Origin of the sequence: Pseudoxanthomonas suwonensis J47 (assembly GCF_000513955.1) — a bacterium.
In the GTDB taxonomy this organism is placed as follows: Bacteria; Pseudomonadota; Gammaproteobacteria; order Xanthomonadales; family Xanthomonadaceae; genus Pseudoxanthomonas; species Pseudoxanthomonas suwonensis_C.
On record NZ_AZUZ01000035.1, the window covers coordinates 1 to 24,212 of the forward strand.

Below are 24,212 nucleotides of genomic sequence, written 5' to 3' on the forward strand. Positions count from 1 at the left end.
CAGGTGCAGCGGGCCAAGGCCCGCTCTACGAAGGCCGCGGCGTGCCGGATGGTCGGCCCGGGCCGCCTTACGGTGCCGTCGCTGCTTCCAGGTCCGCCAGGATCGCCATCGCCTCACCCCGGCTCGACCCGCACATCTCCGGGCCGGGCCGCAGCGAGGCGCAGAACGGCGGCCGCTCCGGCTTCCCGAACAGGCGACAGCGCAGCTGCGCGTCCAGCTGCACACAGGGCACGCCCGCCGGCTTGCCATCAGGCATCCCGGGGATAGGCGAGGTGATCGACGGCGCCGTGCAGCACGCCGCGCACGCGGCGCGGCAGGCGAATACGGGCGGGGCAGGCTGCGGCGACATCGGGGGAGTGTATGCCCCGGCGGTGGATCGCACCGGCCCGGTATGGCGGCACGCGGATTCGCGATCCATCAGGTACTGCGCCCGAAGCGACCGGCAGGTGACAATCTTCTCTGGCGCCGCGCACTGGCGTTGCCACAATCGTCGCAGGACTTCCGAGGAGATACCGATGAGTGCACCCGGTTCGACGGGCAATGTGATCGCCGCGATCTGCAGCTTCTTCGTTCCCGGCCTCGGCCAGCTGGTGCAGGGTCGCGTGCTGTCGGCGCTGCTGTGGTTCCTGGCCGCCTGCGCCGCCGGTGCGATCACCTGGGTGCTGACCCTGTCGCTGTTCCCGTTCGGCTGGTTCCTGGTCAGCCTGTTCTCGTGCATCAACGCGGCGCTGTACCGGCGCCCGAACGCCTGACCGGACGCCGGTAGCGGCTCAGCGCGGCTGCAGCCGGTCGGTCGCCAGCTTGGCGATCTTCCAGAACACGGCCGGGTCGCCGGCCGCCCGCGCGGAAAGCATCGCGCCGTGCACGGTGGCCATGAACAGCGCGGCTTCCGCTGCCGCGCTGCCGGCCAGCTGGAGGCTGCCTTCGCTGGCACCCTGGCGCAGCGCGGCGACCAGCCACGCCTCAAGCTCGGCGAAATGCCGGGTCACCTCGGCCGCGACTTCCTCCGGCAGCGCCGGCAGTTCCGTGGCCAGCAGCGCGTTGATGCAGATCGGCGGATTGGCGTCGCGGATGCAGTTGGCCCAGTAGCGGCAGTAGGCCACCAGCCGCGCCATCGGATCGGGATGCGCCTCGGTCAGCATCTGCAGGCCGCGCTGGGTCGCCTCGCGGTGCAGCGCCACTGCGGCCCTGACCAGCGCGGGCTTGGTCGCGAAGTGGTGGTGGATGCTGGCCTTGCGCACCTGCACCTGGTCGGCGATGTCGGCGAAGCTGAAGCTGTGGTAGCCGCCGGCCGCGACCAGGTCGATCGCGCACAGGAGGATTTCCCGCGCCTTCGGCGAGTACTCCGGTGCCGGGACGGGAGCGGAGCTGGCCATCAGTGCGCCACCTTCGACATGGCAGGCAGGCGTGCCTGGCGGACGAGGCTGCGGATCTGCAGCGGGACGCCGACCAGTAAAGCCTGCAGCAGCGCGCCCTGGGCACCGAGCAGCAGCGGATCCTTCATGTCGGTCACGAACGGATGACCGGCGGGCAGGCGGCGCAGGATCTCGCTGGTCGTGGGCAGCATCAGCAGGAACACGCTGAGGCTCAGCGACGCGGTCTGCACATAGCGCCAGAAGGGCCGGCCGCTCGCGAGTCGCGACAAGCCGTAGCCGCCCAGCAGCGCGACCAGGGTCAGCGTGGCGAAGGCCTTGCTGATCGGCTCATGCGCGATCGGATACACGGTCAGCGCGCCCAGCAGCATGAAACCGAGATAGGCACGGCCGGCAGGGCTGCCGGGAATGATGCGTCCGTGGCGGGCGAGCATCCAGGCGGCGAACGGGATGGCGGGCAGGCTGCCGAGCGTGTGCAGCCTGCCAATCGGTGAAATCGGTGGAACGGCCATGGGAACGGTCCTGGGGGAGAACGCAGCCTGCCTACTGGTAGGTAGGCTGGCAACCATCCCGGTTTCCCCGGCCGGCTGCGGTTCAGCGTTCGCGCGCGCCGGCTGCGTCGAGGGCTTCCAGCAGCGGTTCCAGCGGCAGCGCCGGCGCGGTGCCGCGGTGGCCCTGCACGGTGCGGGCGCGCAGCAGCGAGTTGAGGATGGCTTCCTCGGTCGCCTCGGCGGTGGCCTCGAACAACGGGGTCAGCGCCTCGCCGCCGACGCTGGCGGCCGGCTGCACCGCCGCGCGCGGGTCGCGCCGGTTCTGCTTCGCGGTGGAGAAGGCGATGACGTAGTCGCCTGAGCCGTTGGACATGTCCGAACCGGTGCGTGCCAGGCCGGTCAGTGCACGGTTGGCCACGCGCCGCAGTGCAGAAGCATCCAGCGGCGCATCGGTGGCGACCACGATCATGATGCTGCCGTCGCCGCGCCACGGCGGCGGTTCCTGGCGCGACTGCAGCGCCAGCGCCTCGGGGTTCGGCAGCGACTTCCACACCGGCACGCCGGCCACGGTCAGGTGCCCGCCGTAGTTGCTCTGCACCAGCACGCCCACGGTCCAGCCACCGTCCGCTTCCGGGAGCTTGCGCGAACTGGTGCCGATCCCGCCCTTCCAGCCGAACGCCACGGTGCCGGCGCCGGCGCCGACCGCGCCTTCCTCCACCGCGCCGTACGACAGGCTCGACAGCGCCTGTTCCACCTGCGCCTTGCCGATCGGCCGGGCGCGGATGTCACTGAGGTAGCCGTCGTTGGTCTCGCCGACCACCGGGTTGATCGAGCGCACCTGCTCCATGCCCGGCTGCGCCAGCAGCCAGCCGGCCAGCGCGTCGGCGGCGTTCCACACGTTCAGCGTGCCGGTCAGCAGGATCGGCGTTTCCAGCTCGCCCAGCTCCTGCACCTGGGTCACGCCCAGCAGCTTGCCGAACCCGTTGCCGACCACGATCGCCGCCGGCACGCGCTCGCGGTAGATGTTGCCGCGGTGGGGAACGATGGCGGTGACGCCGGTGTTGAGTTCGCGTCCGCGGACCAGCGTGGCGTGGCCCACGCCGACGCCTTCGACGTCGGTGATGGCGTTGTCCGGGCCAGTGGGCAGCGTGCCGATGACGATGCCGACGTCGCGGGCGCGCGGACGTTCCTGGTGGTTGTCGGGAGTGGCCGCGGATGCGCCGGCGGCGCACAGCAGCAGGGCGAACGGAAGCAGGGCGGATGTGAGTTTCATCCGGCCATCCTAGCCGAGTGCCCCGAAGGCGACTGCACCCGGCGCTTGCGCCGCGCGTAGCGGTCAGCGGAACACGTCGGCGAGCACCTCGGCGATGACGCCGCTGGCGATCGACACCAGCACCAGGTCGTCGCCGTAGATGCCCCACTCGTAGCCGTCGTAGACCGGCAGGTCGAGCAGCATCGGCCCGGGCACGACCTTCTTGGCGATGCCGGGGGGCAAGGGCTTGCCGCGCGCCAGGTTCCTGGCGATGCCCGGCGGCAGCGACTGGTAGCCGACGTAGCCATGGTGCTGGGCGATGCGCCGCGCATCGCCGACGCTGATGGACACGCTCACGAGCGGACCGTGGTCGCGGCGATGGTCGCGGTCGCGTCCATGGTCATGCGCGCTGGCGGGGTGGCCGGGCGGGCCCTGGCGGTCCCCGCCCTTGCCTTCCGGCGGCGCGGCCATGGAAGGCATCGCGAGCAGTGCGGCGAGAACGGCGGCAGCGAGCGGGATGGAGCGGTTCATGGCGGATCCTCCGTGGACGGTGGCTGCCATGGATACACCGCCCACGTACGACGCCGCCGTGAACAGCGTCGACAAAGCGGCGCTGGCGCAGGGCCCCGGTTCAGATCCCGGGGCAGGCGTTCAGTCGGCGGTGGCCAGCGTCTTGTCGCGCTCGCGCAGCTCGGCGTAGACCGCGTCGGTGAGCGGGCGCACGCCGTGCCAGAGCTCGAAGGCCTCGGCGGCCTGTTCGACCAGCATGCCGAGGCCGTCGATCGCTTCCAGGCAGCCGGCCGAGCGTGCCCAGGCCAGGAACGGGATCGCCGCCTCGCCGTAATTGAGGTCCACCGCCACGCTGCGGCTGTTGACCAGCGACAGCGGCGCGGTGAAGCCCGACGACTGGTCGCGGCCTGCGGAAGTGGCGTTGACGATCAGTTCGAAGTCGCCGAGCTCGCGCAGGTCTTCCCAGTAGCGCGAGTGGGCGCGGCCCGGCTCGCCCAGCGCATCGACCAGTGCGTCGGCCCGCTCCGGCGTGCGGTTGACCACGACCAGCTCGCCGATGCCGGCATCCAGCAGCGCGGGGGCCACGCCGCGCGCCGCGCCGCCGGCGCCCAGCAGGAGCACGCGGCGCGCGCGCAGGTCCAGGCCCTGGCGGCCGGTGAGGTCGCGGACCAGGCCGGCACCGTCGGTGGTGTCGCCGTGCCACTGGCCGTCGCGGCGGGTGAGGGTGTTGCAGGCGCCGGCGCGCTGCGCGCGCGAGCTGGCCTGCGTGCACAGCGAGAAGGCGATCTCCTTCAGCGGCAGGGTCACGTTGCAGCCGCGCCCGCCGTCGGCGGCGAAGCACTCCAGCGCGGCGGCAAAGCCGTCCGGCGGCGCGTCGATGGCGGTGTATTCCAGCGGGATCCCGCATTGCCGGCCGAAGGCGGCATGGATGCGGGGCGAGAGCGATTGCGCGATCGGGTGGCCGAAGACAGCGAAGCGGGCGGTGGACATGGCTTTGGTATATATCCGCGGATTAGGAAACCTGGCCGGGAGCGATCACCATGAAGCGCAGACTGGGCGTCGCCTTCGCCTGCAGTCTACTCTGCGGTCCGGCCATGGCGCAGCTGGCCGAGTACGGCCTGGAAGGTATCTGGACCGTGTCCACCCGCGACGCCGAATTGCGTGGCACGGTCGCGCCGGACAGCCAGCGCATCGTCTGGGGTAGCGACCGCGCCGGCGGCCCCGGCGGCGGCGACCTGTGGCAGGCGCGACTGGACGGCAGGCGCTGGGTCGATCCGCAGCCGCTGCCGTTCAACACCGCCGCGGCGGAGATCGAGCCGATGTTCAGTGCCGACGGGCGCTGGCTGTACTTCGCCTCGGACCGTTCCGGGGGCGCCGGTGGGCTCGATCTGTACCGGGTCGAAGTGCATGCCGGCGGCTACGGCGAGCCGCAGCGGCTGCGCGACGGCATCAACAGTCGCGCCGACGAGCGCTCGCTGACGCCGGTGGCGGACGGATCGCTGCTGTTCTCGAGCGACCGCCGCGGCGGCGCCGGTGGCTTCGACCTGTACCACGCTCCGCTGGAGGGCGATGCCACCGTCGTGCCGGTGCCCGGGTTGAACACGCGCGCCGACGAACTGGACATCGCCCTGCTCGACGGCGGCCGCGCAGCGATGTTGTCGCGCGGCCAGGCCGACGGCGCGATGCGCGTGCACGTGGCGACCTGCGACGGCAGCCGCTTCGCCGATGCGCAGCCTTGGGCGCTGTCGTTCAACAGCGACGTGGGCCACACCCGCGCGCCAGTGGCGGATCCCTCGCGACCGAAAGAAGGCACGGTCACCGGTTCCGCGCCATCGCCGAAGGCGGGCCGGAGCGACATCTACCGCATCGTTCTGCCGACCGTCCGCGGCCAGGACGGCTGCCTGTAGACGGACTGGGCGCGCTCTTGTAGAGCGGGCCTTGGCCCGCTGCTGTTCGCGTGCCCCCGGGGACATCCGGCCTAGGAGTCGGGCAAAGCCCGACTCTACGAAGGCGCCAAGGCGTCCGCCGTGGCTCGCTTCGCCGGTGCGGGTCTGGTCGCTCNTGTAGAGCGGGGCTTGCCCCGCTGCTGTTCGCGTGCCCCCGGGGACATCCGGCGTGGGAGTCGGGCAAAGCCCGACTCTACGAAGACGCCACGGCGTTTGCCGTGGNTCGCTTCGCCGGTGCGGTTCTGGGCGCTCTTGTAGAGCGGGGCTTGCCCCGCTGCCCTCGCTCCTCAGCCCTGGCGCAGCCAGCGCGCCACGTCCATGGCGTAGTAGGTCAGCACGCCATCGGCGCCGGCGCGCTTGAACGCCAGCAGTGCTTCCAGGGCGCAGGCCTTCTCGTCCAGCCAGCCGTTGGCGGACGCCGCCTTGAGCATCGCGTACTCGCCGCTGACCTGGTAGGCGAAGGTCGGCACGCCGAAGGCGTCCTTCACCCGGCGGATCACGTCCAGGTACGGCAGGCCCGGCTTGACCATGACCATGTCCGCGCCTTCCTGGAGGTCCAGCTCCACCTCGCGCAGGGCCTCGTCCGAATTGGCCGGGTCCATCTGGTAGGTGTACTTGTTGCCCTTGCCGAGGTTGCCGGCGCTGCCGACCGCGCTGCGGAACGGGCCGTAGAACGCGCTGGCGTACTTGGCCGCGTAGGACATGATCCGGGTGTTGATATGGCCGGCGCCCTCGAGCGCCTCGCGGATGGCGCCGATGCGCCCGTCCATCATGTCCGATGGCGAGAGGATGTCGACGCCGGCGGCGGCGTGCACCAGCGACTGCCTGATGAGCGCCTCGATGGTCTCGTCGTTGAGGATGTAGCCGGTGTCGTCGATCAGCCCGTCCTGGCCGTGGGTGGTGTAAGGGTCCAGGGCCTGGTCGGTCATCACGCCCAGTTCGGGGAAGCGCGACTTCAGCGCGCGGATCGCGCGCGGGATGATGCCGTTCTCGTCCCAGGCCACGCGGCCGTCCAGGGTCTTGGACGCCGGATCCGGCACGCCGAACAGGTCCAGCACCGGCACGCCCAGTTCCAGCGCTTCCTCGGCTACCCGCAGCAGCTCGTCGATCGACAGCCGTTCCACGCCCGGCATCGACGGCACCGGCGCGCGGCCGTGTTCCTCGTGGACGAAGACCGGGTAGATCAGGTCGTTGGTGGTGAGGACGTGCTCGCGCATCAGCCGGCGCGAGAAGTCGTCGCGGCGCATGCGGCGCATGCGGACGTGGGGGTAACTCATCGTGGACTCCACCGGAAGCAGTCCTCCATGATACGCCCCGGCCCTGCCCGGCCCGGCCGCGGCAGGGCCCCCGCGCGGCGTGGTTGGCGACCGGTTCACGCCCCGCGGCGGATGATTCGCCCCGTCCAGCTCCCCCACCTGCGAGGTCCCCGCATGCGCCTGCCTCTTGCTCTCGCCGCCGCCGTCCTGGTCCTGGCCGGCTGCGCCGGTTCCTCGAAGGTGATGGTCGGCCAGGCGCGGCCGCCGATCGACCCTTCGCAGGTCCGCATCTATTCCGCCGTGCCGCCCGGTTCGCAGGAGATCGCCCAGCTGGAAGCCTCCAGCGCGGTCGGCTTCGGCACCCAGGGCCAGACCGACGCGGCCGTGGCCCGGCTCAAGCGCGAAGCCGCGGGGCTGGGCGCCAATGGCGTGGTCCTGATCGGGGTCGGCTCGTCCGGTTCCCCGGCCAGCATGTCGGTGGGTGCCGGCAGCTACGGCCGCCACACCGCCGGCGGCATCGGCATCGGCATCCCGACCACGCAGAAGAAAGCCCATGGCGTGGCGATCTGGGTGCCCGATCCGGGCGCGACCGGCGCGGAGCCGGTGCCGCAGCCGTAACGACGGCAGGGCCGCTTCGCGCGGCCTCGCGTCCCCGCCGAAGCCGCGCCGGCTTTTCGTAGAGCGGGACCTGTCCCGCTGCTGTTCGGGCGCCGGCAATCCCGGCGTGGGAGTCGGGCAGGCCCGACTCTACAAAGGCGCGGCTGTTTGCGGTGGGTTGCTCGCCGCTGCGGGTGCGCGCCCTTGTAGAGCGGGACCTGTCCCGCTGCTGTTCCGCGCGCCCTCAGCGCCCCGGCTGCAGGCAGCGGTCGAAGAAGTCCGCCGTCAGGCGGTAGCGGTGCAGCGCGTCCTTGCCGGCCAGGCCGTGCTTTGCGCCCGGGTAGGTCATCAGCTCGAACGGCTGGCCGCGCTGCTGCAGCGCCGACATCACCGCGGTGGAGTTGGTGAACAGCACGTTGTCGTCGGCCATGCCGTGGATCAGCAGCAGCTTCGGCGCGTCCTCGCCGACCAGGCCGTCGATGTGGGTCAGCACGCGCGCATTGCGGTAGCCCTCCGGGTTGGCCGCCGGCAGGCCCATGTAGCGCTCGGTGTAGTGGGTGTCGTACAGGCCCCAGTCGCTGACCGGCGCACCGGCGATGCCGCAGGCGTAGGCATCGGTGCGGGCCAGCAGCATCAGCGTCATGTAGCCGCCATTGGACCAGCCGTGCACGCCGATGCGCCTGCCGTCGACCCACGGCTGCGACTTCAGCCACTCCACGCCGCGCAGCTGGTCGTCCACCTCCACCGTGCCCTGCACGCCGTACAGCGCGCCGCCGAAATCGCGGCCGCGGCGCGGCGTACCGCGGTTGTCGAGGGTGAACACCACGTAGCCCTGCTGCGCCAGGTACTGGTTGAACAGCAGGTCGCCACCGCCGGCCCAGGTGTTGGTCGCGCGCTGCGCGGCCGGGCCGCCGTAGACGTACACCACCACCGGGTACTGCTTCTTGGGATCGAAGCCGGCCGGCTTGACCAGGCTGTAGTGCAGTTCCGTCCTGCCGTCGGCCGCGGTGAGGCTGCCGAACTCCACCGGTCGCTGCGCGTCGCGGTACGGCGCGTAGGGATGGTCCGGATCGGACAGGTCGTTGCGCAGCAGCGTGGCCAGGTGCCTGCCGTCGTTGGCGAACAGCTCCAGCTGCGGCGGCGTGGTGGTGCTGGACCAGTTGTCGACGTAGATGCTGGCGTTGCGGGCGAACGCGGGCGCGTGCATGCCCGGTGCCTGCGACAGCTTCTCGATTTCACCGCCGGCCAGCGGCACGCGGTACACGTGCTTCTCCAGCGCCGAATCGCGGGTGCCGGTGAACCACACGTAGCCGGCCTTGGCATCGATCGCGACGACCTCGTCCACGATCCATTCGCCGGAGGTCAGCGGGGTCAGGCTGCTGCCGTCCTCCGATGCCAGGTACAGGTGCTGGAAGCCGCTGCGCTCGGACGACCACAGGAAGCGGCCGTCGGGCAGGAAGCGCAGGTTGCTGTGCAGCGGCACCCAGGTCTTCGAGGTCTCGGTGGCCAGCACGCGCTGTGCGCCGCTGCCCAGGTTGGCCTCGACCAGCTCGAGCTTCTGCTGGTCGCGCGACTGCCGCTGGAAGGTCAGCCGCTGCGGATCGCGCCAGTCCACGCGCGCCAGGTAGATGTCCTCGTCCTTGCCGAGATCGATCCAGCGCGGTTTGGCGCCGGACTTCGGCGCGATGGTGCCCAGCTGGATGCGCACGTTCGGCTGGCCGGCGGCCGGATAGCGCTGCTCCACCACCTCGGTGCGGTCCGCGTATACCTCGTAGCGCTTCTGCACCGGCACCTGCGACTCGTCGATGCGGGCGAAGGCGATCGCGCTGTCGTCCGGCGCCCACCAGTAACCGGTGTGGCGGTCCATCTCCTCGTCGGCGACGAACTCGGCCACGCCGTTGCCGATGGTGTCGCTGCCGTCGGCGGTGAGGCGGATCTCCTTGCCGCTGGCCAGGTCGATCACCCACAGGTCGCGGCCGCGCACGAAGCTGACGTAACCGCCGCGTGGCGACACCTTCGGATCGGTGGCGAAGCCGCCGCCGGAGGTGAGCTTGCGCACGGCGTCGCTGCCGGACTTGCCCAGGTCGTACAGGTACAGCTCGCCGCCCAGCGGGAACAGCAGCGCCTTGCCGTCCGGCGCCCACTGGTAATCGACGATGCCGGAAAGCGCGGCGATGCGCTGGCGCTCGCGGCGCGCCTTCTCCTCGTCGCTGAGCGTCTCGGTGCCCGGCAGGACCACCGACGAATCCACCAGCAGCCGGGTCTGGCCGCTGGCGACGTCGTATTCCCACAGGTCCAGGCGGTTGCGGTCGGTGTCCTTGCCGCGCAGGAAGCTCACCCGCGTGCCGTCGGGCGAGACCTTCGGCTTCATCAGGGTGGGCCCGGACAGCGGCGCGCTGCCGGTGATGGCTTCAAGGGTGAGCTTGCGGGGGGCGGCATCGGCGCCCGCGGCGGCGGGCAGGGTCACGGCGAAGGCGAACAGCAGCGGCGAGAGGGCCGTGGCGAAGCGGAGAAAGCGCATGCGGGCGTCCGGAATGGCGTCATGGACCCATTGTAGGCGGCCGTGCCCGGCGCCCGGAGCGTGCCGGAAGGCCGGGCCGGGCCAGCGGCCGTCCCCGTCCGCACGCCGCGCCTCCGATGCGGCCCAGTTCGCCAGAGGCATTGATCGGCCGTGGATTTCCCTGATTGACGCTCCCGCTCCCGCTCCCGCCTCGCACACTCGGACCGACCCCGTGGAGGGACCGGGAGAGGGTGCTGGGGAGCAGCCCTTCCATCAGCCGGACGATGGCGCGGACCTCGCGGGGCACCACGAGAGGGGAAAATCGATGGCAGTGGCAATGCAGCTGGAGCAGAAGCACTCGGGCCTGGGTATCGCGTCCTTCATCCTCGGCCTGGGCGGCGGCCTGCTGACCTTCCTGGTCTTCTTCGTCGCCGGGATCATCGGCGCGACCAACGGCGGCGAGATCGACGAGGAATCCGTCGAAGCCGTGATGATCGGCCTGTTCCTGATGCTGTTCGTATTCCTGGACCTGCTCGCCGTCGGCATCGGCATCGCCGGGCTCATGCAGAAGGACCGCAAGAAGGTGTTCGCGGTGCTGGGGGTGGTGTGTGGTACGGCGAGCGTCGTGCTCTCGGGCTTCCTGATGCTTCTGGGGCTGATGGCTTGACCCTGCAGGGTCCCTTCCGGCCTGCGGATCCACCAGCGGTATTTCCGGAATGCGGTCGCCTGAACCGGCAGGCTGGAACGGCCGCGCAGTCTCCAAACGCCAGGGCGTGCATCGGGGCCGGCGGCTGACAGCCCGGATCGGGCGGTCAGCCATGCTTGCTCACCGCCCGAACAGCTGCTTCCGCTCCTCCTCGCTCAGCGGCTTGCCCGCATCCGGGTTCACCTGCCGGGTCAGCGCGTAGGCGCGCTCGGTGGCGGGGCGGGCGGCGATGCTGGCGTGCCAGCGGCGCAGGTCGGGATAGGGCTCCAGGTCCAGCGGGGCCTTGGTGTACGGGTTGATCCATGGGTAGGCGGCCATGTCGGCGATGCTGTACTCGTCGCCGGCGATGAAGGCGCGGCCCTGCAGGCGCTTGTCGAGCACGCCGAGCAGGCGCTGGGCCTCGCGGGTGTAGCGTTCGATGGCGTAGTCGATCTTCTCCGGTGCATACACGGTGAAGTGGCCGTACTGGCCGGTCATCGGCCCCAGGCCGGCCATCTGCCACATCAGCCACTGGGTGACCTCGATCCTCTCGCGCAGGGTCCTGCCCTGGAAGCGCCCGGTCTTGTCGGCCAGGTACTGCAGGATCGCGCCGGACTCGAACACGCTGATCGGCTCGCCGAGGTCGTTGGGCGCGTGGTCGATGATCGCCGGCATCTTGTTGTTGGGCGAGAACGCCAGGAATTCCGGCTGGAACTGGTCGCCCTTGCCGATGTTCACCGGCTTGATGGTGTAGGGCAGCCCGGATTCCTCCAGGAACAGGGTGATCTTGTGTCCGTTGGGGGTGGGCCAGTAGTACAGGTCGATCATGGCGGGGCTCCGGTGGGGGGGCGCCGGGGGCGCGGTCGAAGGTCGGGCCCCGGAGTGTAAGCGCCGCCGCTGCAGCGCCAGGCGACGACGGGCGGAACGCCCTGTTGCGTCCGCCCGGGCGGGGCGGGCGCGCTTGGCAGCCCCCGGCCGGGCCGTTACCCTGCGCCGTCCTCTTTCCACATGCCCGGTCCATGTCGCAGACGCCCAACACCACCGGGGCTCCCCGCCTGAGCCCGCTGTCCACGCTGATCTTCGCCTCGCGCTGGCTGCAGCTGCCGCTGTACCTGGGCCTCATCCTGGCCCAGTGCGTCTACGTGTTCCTGTTCGGCAAGGAGCTGTGGCACCTGATCCACGAGGCGCCGCACATGGGCGAGCAGCAGATCATGCTGATCGTGCTGGGCCTGATCGACGTGGTGATGATCTCCAACCTGCTGGTGATGGTGATCGTCGGCGGCTACGAGACCTTCGTCTCGCGCCTGGGCCTGGAAGGCCATCCGGACCAGCCGGAGTGGCTGAGCCACGTCAATGCCTCGGTGCTGAAGGTGAAGCTGGCGATGGCGATCATAGGCATCTCCTCGATCCACCTGCTCAAGACCTTCATTGCCGCCGGCACCCTGAACGGCCTGCCGTTCTGCCCGCCGGAGCTGGTCGCCACCGCCGCCTCCAACGTCGGCGCGGCGCGCTGCTCGGCGCTGACCACCGACGGCGTGCTGTGGCAGACCATCATCCACCTGGTCTTCATCCTCTCGGCCATCGGCATCGCCTGGACCGACAAGCTGATGACCGGCACCAGCGCGAAGCGCGAGCACGAGGCGCACTGATCGCCAGACCGGATCGGAAGGGCCGCGAAAGCCGCCCTTCGCTTTTCACCACCCGTGAAAGCCCGCGTCGGAACGTGTTTCTCAAGGATTGAGCCCCGCCCCGGTAGAATGGCGGCATGGATGTCTCCCACCTTCTCGACGGCCTCAACGGCGCGCAGCGCGAGGCCGTGTCCGCGCCGCCCGGCCACTACCTGGTGCTGGCCGGCGCCGGTTCCGGCAAGACCCGCGTCCTCACCCACCGCATCGCCTGGCTGAACGAAGTCATCGGCGTGCCGGCGCACGGGATCCTCGCGGTCACCTTCACCAACAAGGCCGCCGGCGAGATGCGCGCGCGCGCCGACCAGCAGCTGCGCCATGGTGCGCGCGGCATGTGGATCGGCACCTTCCACGGCATCGCCCACCGCCTGCTGCGCCTGCACTGGAACGAGGCACGCCTGCCCGAATCCTTCCAGGTGCTCGACAGCGACGACCAGCTGCGCCTGGTCAAGCGCGTGGCCCAGCAGCTGGAGCTGGACGACGGCCGCTTCCCGCCGCGGCAGATCGCCTGGTGGATCAACGCGCAGAAGGACGAGGGCCGCCGCCCGCAGCACATCCAGGCGGTCAACGACCCGTGGACCGAATCGCTGCGCCGCGCCTACGAGCTGTACCAGGAGCGCTGCGACCGCGCCGGCCTGGTCGACTTCGCCGAACTGCTGCTGCGCGCGCACGAGCTGCTGCGCGACAACCCGGCGCTGCTGCAGCACTACCGCACGCGGTTCCGCGACCTGCTGATCGACGAGTTCCAGGACACCAACGCCATCCAGTACGCCTTCGTGCGGGTGCTGGCCGGCCCCGCTCCAGACGGAAGCGGCGGCCGGGTGTTCGTGGTCGGCGACGACGACCAGGCCATCTACGGCTGGCGCGGCGCCAAGGTCGAGAACGTGCAGCAGTTCCTGCGCGACTTCCCCGGCGCCAGGACCATCCGCCTGGAGCAGAACTACCGCTCCAGCGCCAACATCCTCAACGCCGCCAACGCGGTGATCTCGCACAACCCCGACCGCATCGGCAAGCAGCTGTGGACCGACAGCGGCGAGGGCGAGCCGGTGGATGTGTACGCGGCCTACAACGAGATGGACGAGGCGCGCTTCGTGGTCGAGCGCATCCGCCAGTGGGTGCGCGACGGCGGCAGCTGGCGCGAGGCGGCGGTGCTGTACCGCTCCAACGCGCAGTCGCGCGCGCTGGAAGAGGTGCTGCTGGCCGAGCAGGTGCCGTACCGTGTGTACGGCGGCATGCGCTTCTTCGAGCGCGCCGAGGTCAAGGACACCCTGGCCTACCTGCGCCTGGTCGCCAGCCGCGCCGACGATGCCGCCTTCGAGCGCACGGTGAACACGCCGGCGCGCGGCATCGGCGACCGCACCCTGGACGAGATCCGCCGCCGCGCGCGCGAGGCGCAGGTCTCGCTGTGGCAGGCCGCGACCTCGCTGGTCGCGGAGAACGCCCTGGCCGCGCGCGCGCGGAATGCCGTCGCCGGCTTCCTTGCCCTGATCGAGGCGCTGGACGCGGAAACCGCCGACCTGGCGCTGAAGGACCGCGTGGACCACGTGCTGGCCCGCTCCGGCCTGCGCCAGCACTGGGCCAGCGAGGCCCGCGGCCAGCTCGACGCCGAGTCGCGGCTGGAGAACCTGGACGAGCTGGTGTCGGTGGCCTCGCGCTTCTCCCGCGCCGAGCTGGACGACGACCAGGAAAGCATGAGCGAGCTGGTCGCCTTCCTGTCCTATGCGGCGCTGGAGGCCGGCGAAGGCCAGGCCCAGGCCGACGAGGACGGCGTGCAGCTGATGACGCTGCACTCGGCCAAGGGCCTGGAGTTCCCGCTGGTGTTCCTGGTCGGCGTGGAAGAGGGCGTGTTCCCCAGCAGCAAGTCGCTGGAGGAGCAGGGCCGGCTGGAGGAGGAGCGCCGCCTGGCCTACGTCGGCATCACCCGCGCCCGGCAGAAGCTGGTGCTGACCTACGCCGAGAGCCGGCGCATCCACGGCATGGACATGTACGGGATGCCGTCGCGGTTCCTGCGCGAGATTCCCGGGCACCTGCTCAACGAGGTGCGTCCGCGGGTGCAGGTGGCCCGGCCGATGGCCGCGCCGCCGCGCGCTGCCCCCCCGGTGCTGGAGACGCCCTCGCTGAAGCTGGGCCAGGGCGTGATCCACGCCAGCTTCGGCCGCGGCGTGGTCACCGACTACGAGGGCAGCGGCGCCCACGCGCGGGTGCAGGTGAACTTCGACGACGCCGGCAGCAAGTGGCTGGTGCTGGCCTTCGCCAACCTCAAGCCGGTCTGAGCGCCGAAGCGCTGCTCCTTCCGCCCCATTGCCACGGTCGTGGCGCGGGTGTGCAATGGCCGCAGGCCACCAAGGGAAGGAGAGCGCCATGTACGACCGCATCCTGATCGCCACCGACGGTTCCGAACTGGCCGGCAAGGGCCTGGCCCATGGTCTTGGACTGGCCGCCACCCTGCGGGTGCCGGTGGTCGTGGTCACCGTGACCGAGCCATGGATGCCGGCGTTTGACGATGCGATGGCGCTGGCGGCCGACCCGGACATGCAGAAGCAGTACCAGGAAGGCTGCGCGCGCAGCGCCCAGCGGATCCTGCAGGACGCGCTGGCCCAGGCGACCAGCGCCGGGGTGGCCTGCGAGACCGTGCACGTCCCCGACGGCTATCCCTCCGATGCCATCGTCCAGGCCGCGGCCGACCACAAGGCCGGCCTGATCGTGATGGCCTCGCACGGGCGTCGCGGCTTGGGTAAGGTCCTGCTGGGCAGCCAGACCCAGTCGGTACTGGGCCGTTCGACGGTGCCGGTGCTGGTGGTGCGCTGAGCGCATGGCCGCGGCGGGCGCCGCGGCATAGCGGGAATCGACGATGCGGTGCGGTGCGGTGCGGCGCGGCTCAGGCCGCGCCGCTCAGGTGCTCGTACAGGATCGCCGAGCCGATCACCAGCATGATCACGCCGCCGACAAGTTCGGCGCGCTTGCCGGCCAGCACGCCCAGCACGCGGCCGAGCATGATGCCCACGGTCGCCATCACCAGGGTGCACAGGCCGATCACCGTGGCCACCGCCAGGATCGGCACATCGAGGAAGGCCAGGCTCACGCCCACCGCCATCGCGTCGATGCTGGTGCCCACCGCGGTTACCGCCAGCGCCCAGGCGCCGGTGCGGCGGGAGGCGTCGTCGTCCGCGTCGTCGCGGATGCCGTGCCAGATCATGTGCAGGCCGAGCAGGCCCAGTACGATGAACGCGATCCAGTGGTCCCAGGCGGTCACGTAACGCGATGCGGCGTTGCCGAGCAGCCAGCCGATCACCGGGGTCAGGCCCTCGATCACGCCGAAGATCAGTCCGGTGCGCAGGGCGTGGGAGAAGCGGGGGTGCTGCATCGAGGCGCCCTTGCCGACGGCCGCGGCAAAGGCATCGGTGGACATGGCCAGGCCGATCAGGACGATGGAAAACGGGCTCATCAGGGACAAACCGGGTTGGAAGGCGGACACGACCCGCCGGCGTCCAACCACAGACGCGCCTGCAGGCCGTTGGTCTCGCCAGCGCCGGGCGGCAGTCGCGCCGCGCCCCGGGTGTCCGCGCCACGGCCGCAACGGGCCGAGCATGTTGACGTGGACGGCCAGCGCAGGATGCGCCGGCAGGCTACTCCCCAAAGGAAGGCGCACAGGATACCACGGCGTACCGATCGCCCCGAAAGACGCCGTCTATCGACGCAGCCCCTGCCGCTGGTCACATGCCATGGCAAGGGGAGGGGGTTAGGATCGACCCGGGCCGCCAAGTGCCTGTTCTCCGGGAGGTTCCGCCATGCACCTGCATTCGCGCCGCCGCTTCCTGGCCGGCTCCGCCGCCACCGCTTCCGCCCTTGCCCTGGGTGCACTGCCCCTGCCGATGCGCACGCTGGCCGCCGCCGCGGCATCCGGTCCGCTGCTGACCCGTCCGATCCCCTCCAGCGGCGAACAGCTGCCGGTGATCGGCGCCGGCACTTCGGGCAGCTACGACGTCGCCCCGGGGTCGCCGGAATACGCCGCGCTGCAGGAGGTGGTGCGGATCTTCTTCGAGGGCGGGGCGCGGCTGATCGACACCTCGCCCAACTACGGCCGTTCCGACGAGGTGGTCGGCAGCCTGCTGGCCGACGGCGGCTGGCGCGACAAGGCCTTCATCGCCACCAAGATCGCCGCCGACAGCCGCGAGGCCGCCGAGGCGCAGTGGAAGGACTCGCAACGGCGCCTGCGCACCGACAAGGTCGAGCTGCTGCAGGTCCACAACCTGCGCGACTGGCAGCGCCAGCTGCCGTTCGCCCGCGAGCTGAAGGAGCAGGGCAGGACGAAGTACGTCGGCGTCACCCACTACACCGACGCCGGCCTGCCCGAACTCGAGCGGATCATGCGTGCCGAGAAGCTGGATTTCATCCAGATCCACTACTCGGTCAATTCCACCCGCGCCGCCGAGCGCGTGCTGCCGCTGGCCCAGGACCGCGGCATCGCCGTGCTGATCAACCGCGCCTTCGACGACGGCCGTCTGTTCGCGAAGGTCAAGGACAAGCCGCTGCCGGGCTGGGCCGCGGAGGCCGGTGTCACCTCGTGGGCGCAGATGTTCCTGAAGTTCGCGATCAGCCATCCGGCGGTGACCGTGGTGATCCCGGCGACCGGCAAGCCCGAGCGCCAGGCCGACCAGCTCAAGGCCGGCCGCGGCCCGCTGCTGAGCGAGGGGCAGCAGCGGGAACTGGTCCGCCAGTTCGCCGCCGCCTGAGCCCGGGCCGATGCAGCCGACCTCCGGCGCGAGCGAGCGCACGCCCTGGCTGACCCGTCTGTTCGGGGTGAACCCGCACGAAGCGCCGGCGGTCGCCGCCGGCCTGGCGATGTTCTTCCTGCTGTTCACCGGCTACTTCATGCTGCGGCCGGTGCGCGAGACCATGGGCGTGGCCGGCGGCGTGGACAACCTGCAGTGGCTGTTCACCGGCACCTTCCTGGCCACGGTGGCGGTGCTGCCGCTGTACGGCTGGATCGCCTCGAAGGTGGCGCGGCGGCGGATCGTGCCGTGGGTGTTCGGGCTGGTGGTTGCGACGCTTTTGGGCTTCGGCCTGGGCCTGGTGCTGCAGCCGGACAATGTGTGGGCCGGGCGCGCGTTCTACATCTGGGTCTCGGTGATCAACCTGCTGCTGATCTCGCTGGCCTGGAGCGTGCTGGCCGACGTGTTCGCCAGCAGCGAGGCCAAGCGCCTGTTCGCGCTGATCGCCGCCGGGGCCAGCGCCGGTGGCCTGACCGGGCCGCTGCTGGCCACCTTGCTGGTGCAGCCGCTGGGGCATGGCGGGCTGATGCTGCTGTCGTCGCTGTTCATCGCCGCCAGCGCGGGCATGGCGCTGTGGTTGCACCGCTGGCGCGATCGCCATCCGCTGGAACGTTCCGGAACGCACGCGCCGGCGCAGCGCGAACGGCCGCTGGGCGGCAATCCCTTTGCCGGCGCCACCGCAGTGTTCCGCTCGCCGTTCCTGCTGGGGATCGCCCTGTTCGTGGTGCTGCTGGCCACGGTCACCACCTTCCTGTACTTCGAACAGGCGCGGCTGGTGTCCGAGCTGTTCCCCGACCGCGCGCGGCAGACCCAGGTGTTCGGCCTGATCGACACCGTGGTGCAGGTGCTGGCGATCCTGACCCAGCTGTTCATCACCGGCCGCGTCGCGCAGAAGCTGGGCGTGGGCGTGCTGCTGGTCGGCGTGCCGCTGGTAATGGCCTTCGGCTTCCTGTGGCTGGCGCTGGCGCCGGTGTTCGCGGTGTTCGTGGTGGTGATGGTGGCGCGCCGCGCCGGCGAGTACGCCTTCGTGCGCCCGGGCCGCGAGATGCTCTACACGGTGGTCCCGCCGGCGGACAAGTACAAGGCCAAGAACTTCATCGACACCGTGGTCTACCGCGGCGGCGATGCGCTCAGCGCGTGGGTGAAGCGCCTGCTCGACGTGCTCGGCGACCACCCGGGCCTGGCGATGCTGATCGGTGCCGGCATCGCGCTGGCGTGGGCCGGCACCGGCCTGGGCCTGGGCCGCGGGCTGCGCCGGCGCGAGGCGTAGCGGTCTCCGTCCGCAGGCGCCGCGAGTTGTAGAGCGGGGCCTGCCCCGCTGGAGTGTGGCGTGTCTCCGGAGGCGGGGTAGCCGGGCAGGCCCGGCTCTACCGGGAGCGGTGCCTGCGTGTGTCGTGCCGGGTCGTCGCCGGGCTCAACGGTCGGCGGGCTCGGCTTCCGCTTCCAGTTCCAGGAAGCCGCCGGACTGGCGCTGCCACAGTTGCGCGTACAGGCCGCCGCGGGCCAGCAGTTCCTCGTGCGTGCCCTGTTCGACGATGCGGCCCTGGTCCATCACCACCAGCCGGTCCATCGCCGCGATGGTCGACAGGCGATGGGCGATCGCGATCACCGTCTTCCCCTGCATCAGCCGGTACAGGTTCTCCTGGATCACCGCCTCGACTTCCGAGTCCAGCGCCGAGGTGGCCTCGTCGAGCACCAGGATCGGCGCGTTCTTCAGCAGCACGCGGGCGATGGCGATGCGCTGGCGCTGGCCGCCGGACAGCTTCACGCCGCGCTCGCCGACCTGGGCGTCGTAGCCGCGGCGGCCCTTGCCGTCGACCAGCTCCATGATGAAGTCGTGGGCGTTGGCCTGGCGCGCCGCCTCGATCATCTCCTCCTCGCTCGCGTCCGGGCGGCCATAGAGGATGTTGTCGCGCACCGGGCGGTGCAGCAGCGAGGTGTCCTGGGTGACCACGCCGATCGCCGCGCGCAGCGAGTCCTGGGTGACCGAGGCGATGTCGGTGCCGTCGATGCGGATGCTGCCGCCCTCGCGGTCGTAGAAGCGCAGCAGCAGGTTCACCAGGGTCGACTTGCCGGCGCCGGAGCGGCCGACCAGGCCGACCTTCTCGCCCGGGCGCACGTGCAGGTCCAGGTCCTCGATCACGCCGCCCTTCTTGCCGTAGTGGAAGGTGACGTGCTCGAAGCGGATGTCGCCGCGCACCGGGCCGGCCAGGTCCAGCGGGCGCGCGCCGGGCGCGTCGTCCACCGTGGCCGGCAGGGCGATGGAATTGATGCCGTCCTGCACCGTGCCGATGTTCTCGAACAGCGCCGACATCTCCCACATGATCCACTGCGACATGCCCATCAGCCGCAGCACGAAGGCGATGGCCACGGCGATCGCGCCGACGCCGACGGCATCCTGCATCCACAGGCCGATGCCGGTGGCCGCCACCGCGAACAGCAGCAGCATGTTGAGGGTGTCGTTGCTGACGTTGACCAGGGTGGCCAGGCGCATCTGCCGGTGCACGGTGCCGAGGAACTGGTCCATCGACTCGCGCGCGTAGGACTCCTCGCGGTGCGAATGCGAGAACAGCTTGACCGTGGCGATGTTGGTGTAGCTGTCGACGATGCGGCCGGTCATGGTCGAGCGTGCGTCGGCCTGTTCCTGCGCGACCCTGTTGAGGCGCGGGATCGCGTAGCGCAGCAGGGCGGCGTAGGCGACCAGCCAGCCCACGAACGGCAGCATCAGCCGCCAGTCGGCCGACGCGGCCACCAGCAGTGCGCCGCCGAAATACACGACCACGTAGTTGCCCACGTCCAGCAGCTTGATCACCGTCTCGCGCACCGCCAGCGAGGTCTGCATCAGCTTGGTGGCGATGCGCCCGGCGAACTCGTCCTGGAAGTAGCCCATCGACTGCCGCAGCAGGTAGCGGTGCACGCGCCAGCGGATCCGCATCGGGAAGTTGCCCAGCAGGGTCTGGTGGATGACCAGCGAGCTGAGCAGGTTCAGGCCCGGCATCACCACCAGCACCACGACCGCCATCAGCGCGAACTTCCAGCCTTCCTCCTGCAGGAAGGTGGCGGGGGTGTGGCTGGAGAGCCGATCGACGATCGATCCGGTGAACGCGTACAGCGACACCTCGGTCACCGCGATGGCCGTGGTCAGCAGCGCCATCAGGATCAGCCAGGGCTCGGCGCCGCGCGTGTAGTGGCGGCAGAACGCGTACAGCGTGCGCGGCGGTTGGGTGGTGGCGACGGCCGGATACGGATCCAGCCGGGTTTCGAACCAGCGAAGCATCGGGGGGAATCCTGTCGATGGGCCCGGGGCGGCATCCCGGACCCGCTATTGTCGCGCCGCCGCGCGCGGCGAAGGTGCGCGCTGGCGGGAAAGGCCGTTCAGCCGCCGGGTGGAACGCGGAGGTGGAACGTAGTGGTGCAGGGCCGCCGGCCCAGGCCGCACGCCGGCGCGCCGGGTGCGGGAGCGTAGCGCCGGGGTCCGTGCGGAAGCAGGCTCCGGCGCGGCGCCGTTTACCAGGAGAACAGCTTCCAGTACGTCTGCGGCAGCTTGTCGGCGTCGTCGCGGTCCAGCGCGCCGTCGCCGTCGCGGTCGTACAGGTAGTAGGCCGGGCCGCGCACCGGCGTGATCCTGACCATGCGCAGCTGGCCGGCGACGCGGTACTCCTCGATCAGGTCGCCGTTGTCCAGGGTGCGGCTGGCGACTTCGGCGCCGCTCACGTCCACCGGGGCATCGCCGGTGGTCGCGCATCCGGCAAGGGAGAGGATCGCGGCCAGCGCCGCGGCGGTCAGGCTCGTCTTGGACATGGCGGCTCCTTCGTGTGTACGCCTAGATTATGCGCCGGGCGCCGTGCCGGTTGCGCGGGCGGGCCGGTCACGGCTCGTGCAGGGCCCCGGCGGCGCATGGCCGTAGAATGCCCGGATGACACGCCTAGTCCTGATCGACGGTTCCAGCTACCTCTACCGCGCCTTCCACGCGCTGCCGCCGCTGAGCAACGCCGCGGGCGAGCCCACCGGCGCACTGTTCGGCGTGGTCAACATGCTGCGCGCGACGCTGAAGGAGAAGCCGGACTACGTCGCCTTCGTGGTCGATGCCCCGGGCAAGACCTTCCGCGACGAGATGTACCCGGCCTACAAGGCCAACCGTCCACCAATGCCCGACGAGCTGCGCGCGCAGGTGCAGCCGATGTGCGACATCGTGCATGCGCTGGGCATGGACATCCTGCGCATCGACGGGGTCGAGGCCGACGACGTGATCGGCACCCTGGCGGTACAGGGCGCCAACGGCGGCATGGAAGTGACCATCTCCACCGGCGACAAGGACTTCGGCCAGCTGGTCCGCGAGCCCGGCGTGGACGGCGGCTCGATCATGCTGGTCAACACCATGAGCGGCAGCCGCATGGATACCGCCGCCTCGGTGGTGGAGAAGTTCGGCGTGCCGCCGGAGCGCATCGTCGACATGCTGGCGCTGATGGGCGACGCCATCGACAACGTCATCGGCGTGGAGAAGTGCGGGCCGAAGACCGCGGCCAAGTGGCTGGCCGAGTACGGCTCGCTGGACGGGGTCATCGCCAATGCCGCCTCGATCAAGGGCAAGGTCGGCGACAACCTGCGCGCGGCGCTGGAGCGCCTGCCGCTCAACCGCGAGCTGGTGACGATCCGCACCGACCTGGCGCTGGAGCGCAGCGCCGATTCGCTGCGCCTGCGCGAGCCGGAGGTCGAGACCCTGCGTGGGCTGTACCAGCGCTATGGCTTCAACCAGGCGCTCAAGGAACTGGAAGGCGGCGCGGTGGCCGGCGGCAACGGCGGTCCGGCGACGGTCGCCGAGAAGGAGCCGGGCCGCGCCCGCGGCAGCGGCTACGCGGTTTCGGGCGCGGCCGCCCCGGTGGCCGCACTGGATCCGGCGCTGGCCGCGCCGGGCCGCTACGAGACGGTCACCACCGTGGAGGCGCTGCAGGACTGGATCGCGCGGCTGCGCGCGGCCGGCCAGTTCGCCTTCGACACCGAGACCGACAGCCTCGACCCCATGCGTGCGACCCTGGTCGGCCTGAGCTTCGCCGCCGAGCCCGGCCACGCCGCCTACGTGCCGGTGGGCCACGACTACCCGGGCGCGCCGACCCAGCTGGAACGCGGGCAGGTGCTGGACCTGCTGCGTCCGCTGCTCGAAGACCCGTCGGTGTCCAAGCTGGGCCAGCACGGCAAGTACGACCTGCACGTGCTGCGCCGCCACGGCGTGGAGCTCGCCGGCTACGCCGACGACACCATGCTCGAGAGCTTCGTGCTGGAGTCTGGCAACGCCCGGCACGACATGGACAGCCTGGCCCGCCGCCACCTCGGCTACGAGACGGTCAAGTACGAGGACGTGTGCGGCAAGGGCGCCAGGCAGATCCCGTTCGCCCAGTGCGCACTGGAGGACGCCACCCGCTACGCCGCCGAGGACGCGGACATCACCTTGCGCCTGCACCGGGTGCTGGCCCCGCGCCTGGCCGACGAGCCCAGGCTCGAGCAGGTCTACCGCCAGATCGAGATGCCGCTGGTACCGGTGCTGGCGCGGGTCGAGGCCAACGGCGTCAAGGTCGACGTGGAGGAACTGCGCCGGCAGAGCGCCGACCTGTCGCGGCGCATGCTCGCCGCCCAGCAGAAGGCCACCGAGCTGGCCGGGCGCCCGTTCAACCTGGACTCGCCCAAGCAGTTGTGCGCGCTGCTGTTCGAGGAGCTGAAGCTGCCGGCGCTGGTGAAGACGCCCAAGGGCCAGCCCTCGACCAACGAGGAGGCGCTGGAAGCCATCGCCGACCTGCACGAGCTGCCGCGGGTGATCCTCGACTACCGCGGCCTGGCCAAGCTGCGCAGCACCTATACCGACAAGCTGCCGGAAATGGTCAATCCGCACACCGGCCGCGTGCACACCAGCTACCACCAGGCCGGCGCGGCCACCGGGCGGCTGTCCTCGTCCGACCCGAACCTGCAGAACATCCCGATCCGCACCGAGGACGGCCGCCGCATCCGCCGCGCCTTCGTCGCCCCGCCGGGGCGCAAGCTGGTGGCCTGCGACTATTCGCAGATCGAACTGCGGATCATGGCCCACCTGTCGCAGGACCCGGGCCTGCTGCGCGCCTTCGAATCCGGCGCCGACGTGCACCGCGCCACCGCCGCCGAGGTGTTCGGCCGTGCGCTGGACGAGGTCACGCCGAACGAGCGCCGCGCCGCCAAGGCGATCAACTTCGGCCTGATGTACGGCATGAGCGCGTTCGGCCTGGCCCGCCAGCTGGGCATCGCCCGCGGCGAGGCGCAGGACTACATCGCCCTGTACTTCAGCCGCTACCCGGGCGTGCGCGACTACATGGAGCGCACCCGCGAGCAGGCCCGCGGCCAGGGTTTCGTCGAGACCGTGTTCGGCCGCCGCCTGTACCTGGAGTACATCCACGCCCGCAACCAGGCCCAGCGCGCCGGTGCCGAACGCGCGGCGATCAACGCGCCGATGCAGGGCACGGCGGCGGACATCATCAAGCGGGCGATGATCGCGGTGGACGGCTGGCTGGCCGGGCACCGCGAGCGCGCCCGGATGATCCTGCAGGTCCACGACGAACTGGTGTTCGAGGTCGACGAGGAATTCGTCCCGACCCTGCTGGCCGAGGCCACCGCGCTGATGTCGTCAGCGGCGCAACTGAGCGTCCCGCTGCTGGTGGAAAGCGGGGTGGGCGACAACTGGGACGAGGCCCACTGACGCAGAAAACGGGCGCTTGCGGGCGCCCGTTTCCGTTACAACTGTTACAAGGGGCGAAGATGAATGAATCCGCCCTAAATCCAAGGCTTTCTTGACCGGTTCCTTCACGATCCATCCATGTTCGGAATGGTGATATAGCCCTCGACAGGTGCAACGCCTGTCGACGGATCTCTCCCTTCCCCTGGAGCAGATCTACCCGGAGCGGGACTCCTCCCCAAGTCGCCGTTCCCAGCCCCGTCGAGCCCCCCCTGCTCGGCGGGGCTTTTTATTTCCGCCTTCCCCCGGATCCGGCCCTCAGGGTTGGCCCGCGCGCGACTGGCCCCCCAGCCAGTCGCGCGGGACCAGGTACTCGTGCAGGCGCGCCTCCGGGCTGCCGGGCTGCGGCTGGTAGCCGTACTCCCAGCGCACCCGCGGCGGCAGGCTCATC

22 protein-coding genes and 1 pseudogene are annotated in these 24,212 nt (G+C 70.7%); 10 read left to right on the forward strand and 13 right to left on the reverse strand.

Going from position 1 to position 24,212, the window contains the following annotated elements; all coding sequences use genetic code 11:
- Positions 1-67 precede the first annotated feature (67 nt).
- Complete coding sequence (locus M503_RS17810) at positions 68-349, reverse strand: YkgJ family cysteine cluster protein (RefSeq protein WP_081721011.1); 282 nt, start codon at positions 347-349, stop codon at positions 68-70.
- A 166-nt stretch (positions 350-515) separates the two neighbouring features.
- Here M503_RS17810 and M503_RS0110470 point away from each other — a divergent pair, with 166 nt between their 5' ends.
- Positions 516-752 carry a hypothetical protein gene (locus tag M503_RS0110470; RefSeq protein WP_028920728.1) on the forward strand — a complete coding sequence of 79 codons (237 nt, stop codon included), beginning with the start codon at positions 516-518 and terminating at the stop codon, positions 750-752.
- An 18-nt stretch (positions 753-770) separates the two neighbouring features.
- Here the strand turns inward: M503_RS0110470 and M503_RS0110475 are convergent, their stop codons facing one another.
- The 5 genes from M503_RS0110475 to aroE all read right to left on the reverse strand — a co-directional run bounded on the left by M503_RS0110475 (position 771) and on the right by aroE (position 4,616).
- Entirely contained in the window at positions 771-1,376 is a 606-nt protein-coding gene (locus M503_RS0110475; protein WP_051414535.1) for a TetR/AcrR family transcriptional regulator, read from the reverse strand.
- Positions 1,376-1,885 (reverse strand): hypothetical protein, encoded by a 510-nt coding sequence (locus tag M503_RS0110480; RefSeq protein WP_028920730.1) that lies wholly within the window; start codon positions 1,883-1,885, stop codon positions 1,376-1,378. Before M503_RS0110480 ends, M503_RS0110475 begins: the two co-directional genes overlap by 1 nt.
- Positions 1,886-1,967: 82 nt before the next feature.
- Positions 1,968-3,137, reverse strand: a complete 1,170-nt coding sequence (locus M503_RS0110485) for a P1 family peptidase (protein ID WP_028920731.1) — start codon at positions 3,135-3,137, stop codon at positions 1,968-1,970.
- Positions 3,138-3,200: 63 nt separating this feature from the next.
- Complete coding sequence (locus M503_RS0110490) at positions 3,201-3,647, reverse strand: anti-virulence regulator CigR family protein (protein WP_028920732.1); 447 nt, start codon at positions 3,645-3,647, stop codon at positions 3,201-3,203.
- Between the two features lie 120 nt (positions 3,648-3,767).
- Positions 3,768-4,616: a shikimate dehydrogenase gene (gene aroE / locus M503_RS0110495; protein WP_028920733.1), complete on the reverse strand. Its 849-nt coding sequence runs from the start codon at positions 4,614-4,616 to the stop codon at positions 3,768-3,770.
- A gap of 50 nt (positions 4,617-4,666) precedes the next feature.
- Between aroE and M503_RS0110500 the strand changes: the two genes are divergently transcribed.
- Complete coding sequence (locus tag M503_RS0110500) at positions 4,667-5,533, forward strand: TolB family protein (RefSeq protein WP_028920734.1); 867 nt, start codon at positions 4,667-4,669, stop codon at positions 5,531-5,533.
- A 326-nt stretch (positions 5,534-5,859) separates the two neighbouring features.
- Here the strand turns inward: M503_RS0110500 and hemB are convergent, their stop codons facing one another.
- Complete coding sequence (gene hemB, locus M503_RS0110505; RefSeq protein WP_028920592.1) at positions 5,860-6,849, reverse strand: porphobilinogen synthase; 990 nt, start codon at positions 6,847-6,849, stop codon at positions 5,860-5,862.
- A gap of 153 nt (positions 6,850-7,002) precedes the next feature.
- On the opposite strand from hemB, the gene M503_RS16285 reads away from it, so the two are divergent.
- Positions 7,003-7,446, forward strand: coding sequence for a hypothetical protein (locus M503_RS16285; RefSeq protein ID WP_037061150.1), 444 nt, complete (start codon positions 7,003-7,005; stop codon positions 7,444-7,446).
- A 223-nt stretch (positions 7,447-7,669) separates the two neighbouring features.
- Here the strand turns inward: M503_RS16285 and M503_RS0110515 are convergent, their stop codons facing one another.
- Positions 7,670-9,946, reverse strand: coding sequence for a S9 family peptidase (locus M503_RS0110515; RefSeq protein WP_028920591.1), 2,277 nt, complete (start codon positions 9,944-9,946; stop codon positions 7,670-7,672).
- A 304-nt stretch (positions 9,947-10,250) separates the two neighbouring features.
- On the opposite strand from M503_RS0110515, the gene M503_RS0110520 reads away from it, so the two are divergent.
- Positions 10,251-10,592: a hypothetical protein gene (locus tag M503_RS0110520; RefSeq protein WP_028920590.1), complete on the forward strand. Its 342-nt coding sequence runs from the start codon at positions 10,251-10,253 to the stop codon at positions 10,590-10,592.
- 159 nt (positions 10,593-10,751) lie between these two features.
- Here M503_RS0110520 and M503_RS0110525 read toward each other — a convergent pair whose 3' ends face one another.
- Positions 10,752-11,438 carry a glutathione binding-like protein gene (locus tag M503_RS0110525; RefSeq protein ID WP_028920589.1) on the reverse strand — a complete coding sequence of 229 codons (687 nt, stop codon included), beginning with the start codon at positions 11,436-11,438 and terminating at the stop codon, positions 10,752-10,754.
- A 191-nt stretch (positions 11,439-11,629) separates the two neighbouring features.
- Here M503_RS0110525 and M503_RS0110530 point away from each other — a divergent pair, with 191 nt between their 5' ends.
- From M503_RS0110530 to M503_RS0110540, 3 genes are all read left to right on the forward strand, one after another.
- Entirely contained in the window at positions 11,630-12,259 is a 630-nt protein-coding gene (locus M503_RS0110530; RefSeq protein ID WP_024868472.1) for a TIGR00645 family protein, read from the forward strand.
- Positions 12,260-12,375: 116 nt separating this feature from the next.
- A complete protein-coding gene (gene uvrD, locus M503_RS0110535) occupies positions 12,376-14,568 on the forward strand; it encodes a DNA helicase II (protein ID WP_028920588.1) in 2,193 nt (730 codons plus the stop codon).
- Positions 14,569-14,656: 88 nt separating this feature from the next.
- Positions 14,657-15,103, forward strand: a complete 447-nt coding sequence (locus tag M503_RS0110540; RefSeq protein ID WP_024868474.1) for a universal stress protein — start codon at positions 14,657-14,659, stop codon at positions 15,101-15,103.
- Positions 15,104-15,173: 70 nt separating this feature from the next.
- Here M503_RS0110540 and M503_RS0110545 read toward each other — a convergent pair whose 3' ends face one another.
- On the reverse strand, positions 15,174-15,740 hold the full coding sequence (locus tag M503_RS0110545; RefSeq protein WP_028920587.1) for a manganese efflux pump MntP family protein: 567 nt from the start codon (positions 15,738-15,740) through the stop codon (positions 15,174-15,176).
- Positions 15,741-16,083: 343 nt separating this feature from the next.
- On the opposite strand from M503_RS0110545, the gene M503_RS0110550 reads away from it, so the two are divergent.
- Positions 16,084-17,028 carry an aldo/keto reductase gene (locus tag M503_RS0110550; RefSeq protein WP_081721012.1) on the forward strand — a complete coding sequence of 315 codons (945 nt, stop codon included), beginning with the start codon at positions 16,084-16,086 and terminating at the stop codon, positions 17,026-17,028.
- Positions 17,029-17,038: 10 nt separating this feature from the next.
- On the forward strand, positions 17,039-18,337 hold the full coding sequence (locus M503_RS0110555; protein ID WP_037061156.1) for an NTP/NDP exchange transporter: 1,299 nt from the start codon (positions 17,039-17,041) through the stop codon (positions 18,335-18,337).
- A 144-nt stretch (positions 18,338-18,481) separates the two neighbouring features.
- Here the strand turns inward: M503_RS0110555 and M503_RS0110560 are convergent, their stop codons facing one another.
- Entirely contained in the window at positions 18,482-20,344 is a 1,863-nt protein-coding gene (locus tag M503_RS0110560) for an ABC transporter ATP-binding protein (protein ID WP_028920584.1), read from the reverse strand.
- Between the two features lie 230 nt (positions 20,345-20,574).
- Positions 20,575-20,853 (reverse strand): DUF2782 domain-containing protein, encoded by a 279-nt coding sequence (locus M503_RS0110565; protein ID WP_037061162.1) that lies wholly within the window; start codon positions 20,851-20,853, stop codon positions 20,575-20,577.
- A gap of 130 nt (positions 20,854-20,983) precedes the next feature.
- On the opposite strand from M503_RS0110565, the gene polA reads away from it, so the two are divergent.
- Positions 20,984-23,785, forward strand: coding sequence for a DNA polymerase I (gene polA / locus M503_RS0110570; RefSeq protein WP_028920583.1), 2,802 nt, complete (start codon positions 20,984-20,986; stop codon positions 23,783-23,785).
- 294 nt (positions 23,786-24,079) lie between these two features.
- Here polA and M503_RS17460 read toward each other — a convergent pair.
- A pseudogene (locus M503_RS17460) lies at positions 24,080-24,212 on the reverse strand (coproporphyrinogen III oxidase); the annotation flags it as partial.

Coding starts and splice junctions, on each gene's coding strand:
- M503_RS17810 (WP_081721011.1), bottom strand. CDS start 349: ATGTCGCCGCAGCCTGCCCCGCCCGTATTCGCCTGCCGCGCCGCGTGC.
- M503_RS0110470 (WP_028920728.1), top strand. CDS start 516: ATGAGTGCACCCGGTTCGACGGGCAATGTGATCGCCGCGATCTGCAGC.
- M503_RS0110475 (WP_051414535.1), bottom strand. CDS start 1,376: ATGGCCAGCTCCGCTCCCGTCCCGGCACCGGAGTACTCGCCGAAGGCG.
- M503_RS0110480 (WP_028920730.1), bottom strand. CDS start 1,885: ATGGCCGTTCCACCGATTTCACCGATTGGCAGGCTGCACACGCTCGGC.
- M503_RS0110485 (WP_028920731.1), bottom strand. CDS start 3,137: ATGAAACTCACATCCGCCCTGCTTCCGTTCGCCCTGCTGCTGTGCGCC.
- M503_RS0110490 (WP_028920732.1), bottom strand. CDS start 3,647: ATGAACCGCTCCATCCCGCTCGCTGCCGCCGTTCTCGCCGCACTGCTC.
- aroE (WP_028920733.1), bottom strand. CDS start 4,616: ATGTCCACCGCCCGCTTCGCTGTCTTCGGCCACCCGATCGCGCAATCG.
- M503_RS0110500 (WP_028920734.1), top strand. CDS start 4,667: ATGAAGCGCAGACTGGGCGTCGCCTTCGCCTGCAGTCTACTCTGCGGT.
- hemB (WP_028920592.1), bottom strand. CDS start 6,849: ATGAGTTACCCCCACGTCCGCATGCGCCGCATGCGCCGCGACGACTTC.
- M503_RS16285 (WP_037061150.1), top strand. CDS start 7,003: ATGCGCCTGCCTCTTGCTCTCGCCGCCGCCGTCCTGGTCCTGGCCGGC.
- M503_RS0110515 (WP_028920591.1), bottom strand. CDS start 9,946: ATGCGCTTTCTCCGCTTCGCCACGGCCCTCTCGCCGCTGCTGTTCGCC.
- M503_RS0110520 (WP_028920590.1), top strand. CDS start 10,251: ATGGCAGTGGCAATGCAGCTGGAGCAGAAGCACTCGGGCCTGGGTATC.
- M503_RS0110525 (WP_028920589.1), bottom strand. CDS start 11,438: ATGATCGACCTGTACTACTGGCCCACCCCCAACGGACACAAGATCACC.
- M503_RS0110530 (WP_024868472.1), top strand. CDS start 11,630: ATGTCGCAGACGCCCAACACCACCGGGGCTCCCCGCCTGAGCCCGCTG.
- uvrD (WP_028920588.1), top strand. CDS start 12,376: ATGGATGTCTCCCACCTTCTCGACGGCCTCAACGGCGCGCAGCGCGAG.
- M503_RS0110540 (WP_024868474.1), top strand. CDS start 14,657: ATGTACGACCGCATCCTGATCGCCACCGACGGTTCCGAACTGGCCGGC.
- M503_RS0110545 (WP_028920587.1), bottom strand. CDS start 15,740: ATGAGCCCGTTTTCCATCGTCCTGATCGGCCTGGCCATGTCCACCGAT.
- M503_RS0110550 (WP_081721012.1), top strand. CDS start 16,084: ATGCACCTGCATTCGCGCCGCCGCTTCCTGGCCGGCTCCGCCGCCACC.
- M503_RS0110555 (WP_037061156.1), top strand. CDS start 17,039: ATGCAGCCGACCTCCGGCGCGAGCGAGCGCACGCCCTGGCTGACCCGT.
- M503_RS0110560 (WP_028920584.1), bottom strand. CDS start 20,344: ATGCTTCGCTGGTTCGAAACCCGGCTGGATCCGTATCCGGCCGTCGCC.
- polA (WP_028920583.1), top strand. CDS start 20,984: ATGACACGCCTAGTCCTGATCGACGGTTCCAGCTACCTCTACCGCGCC.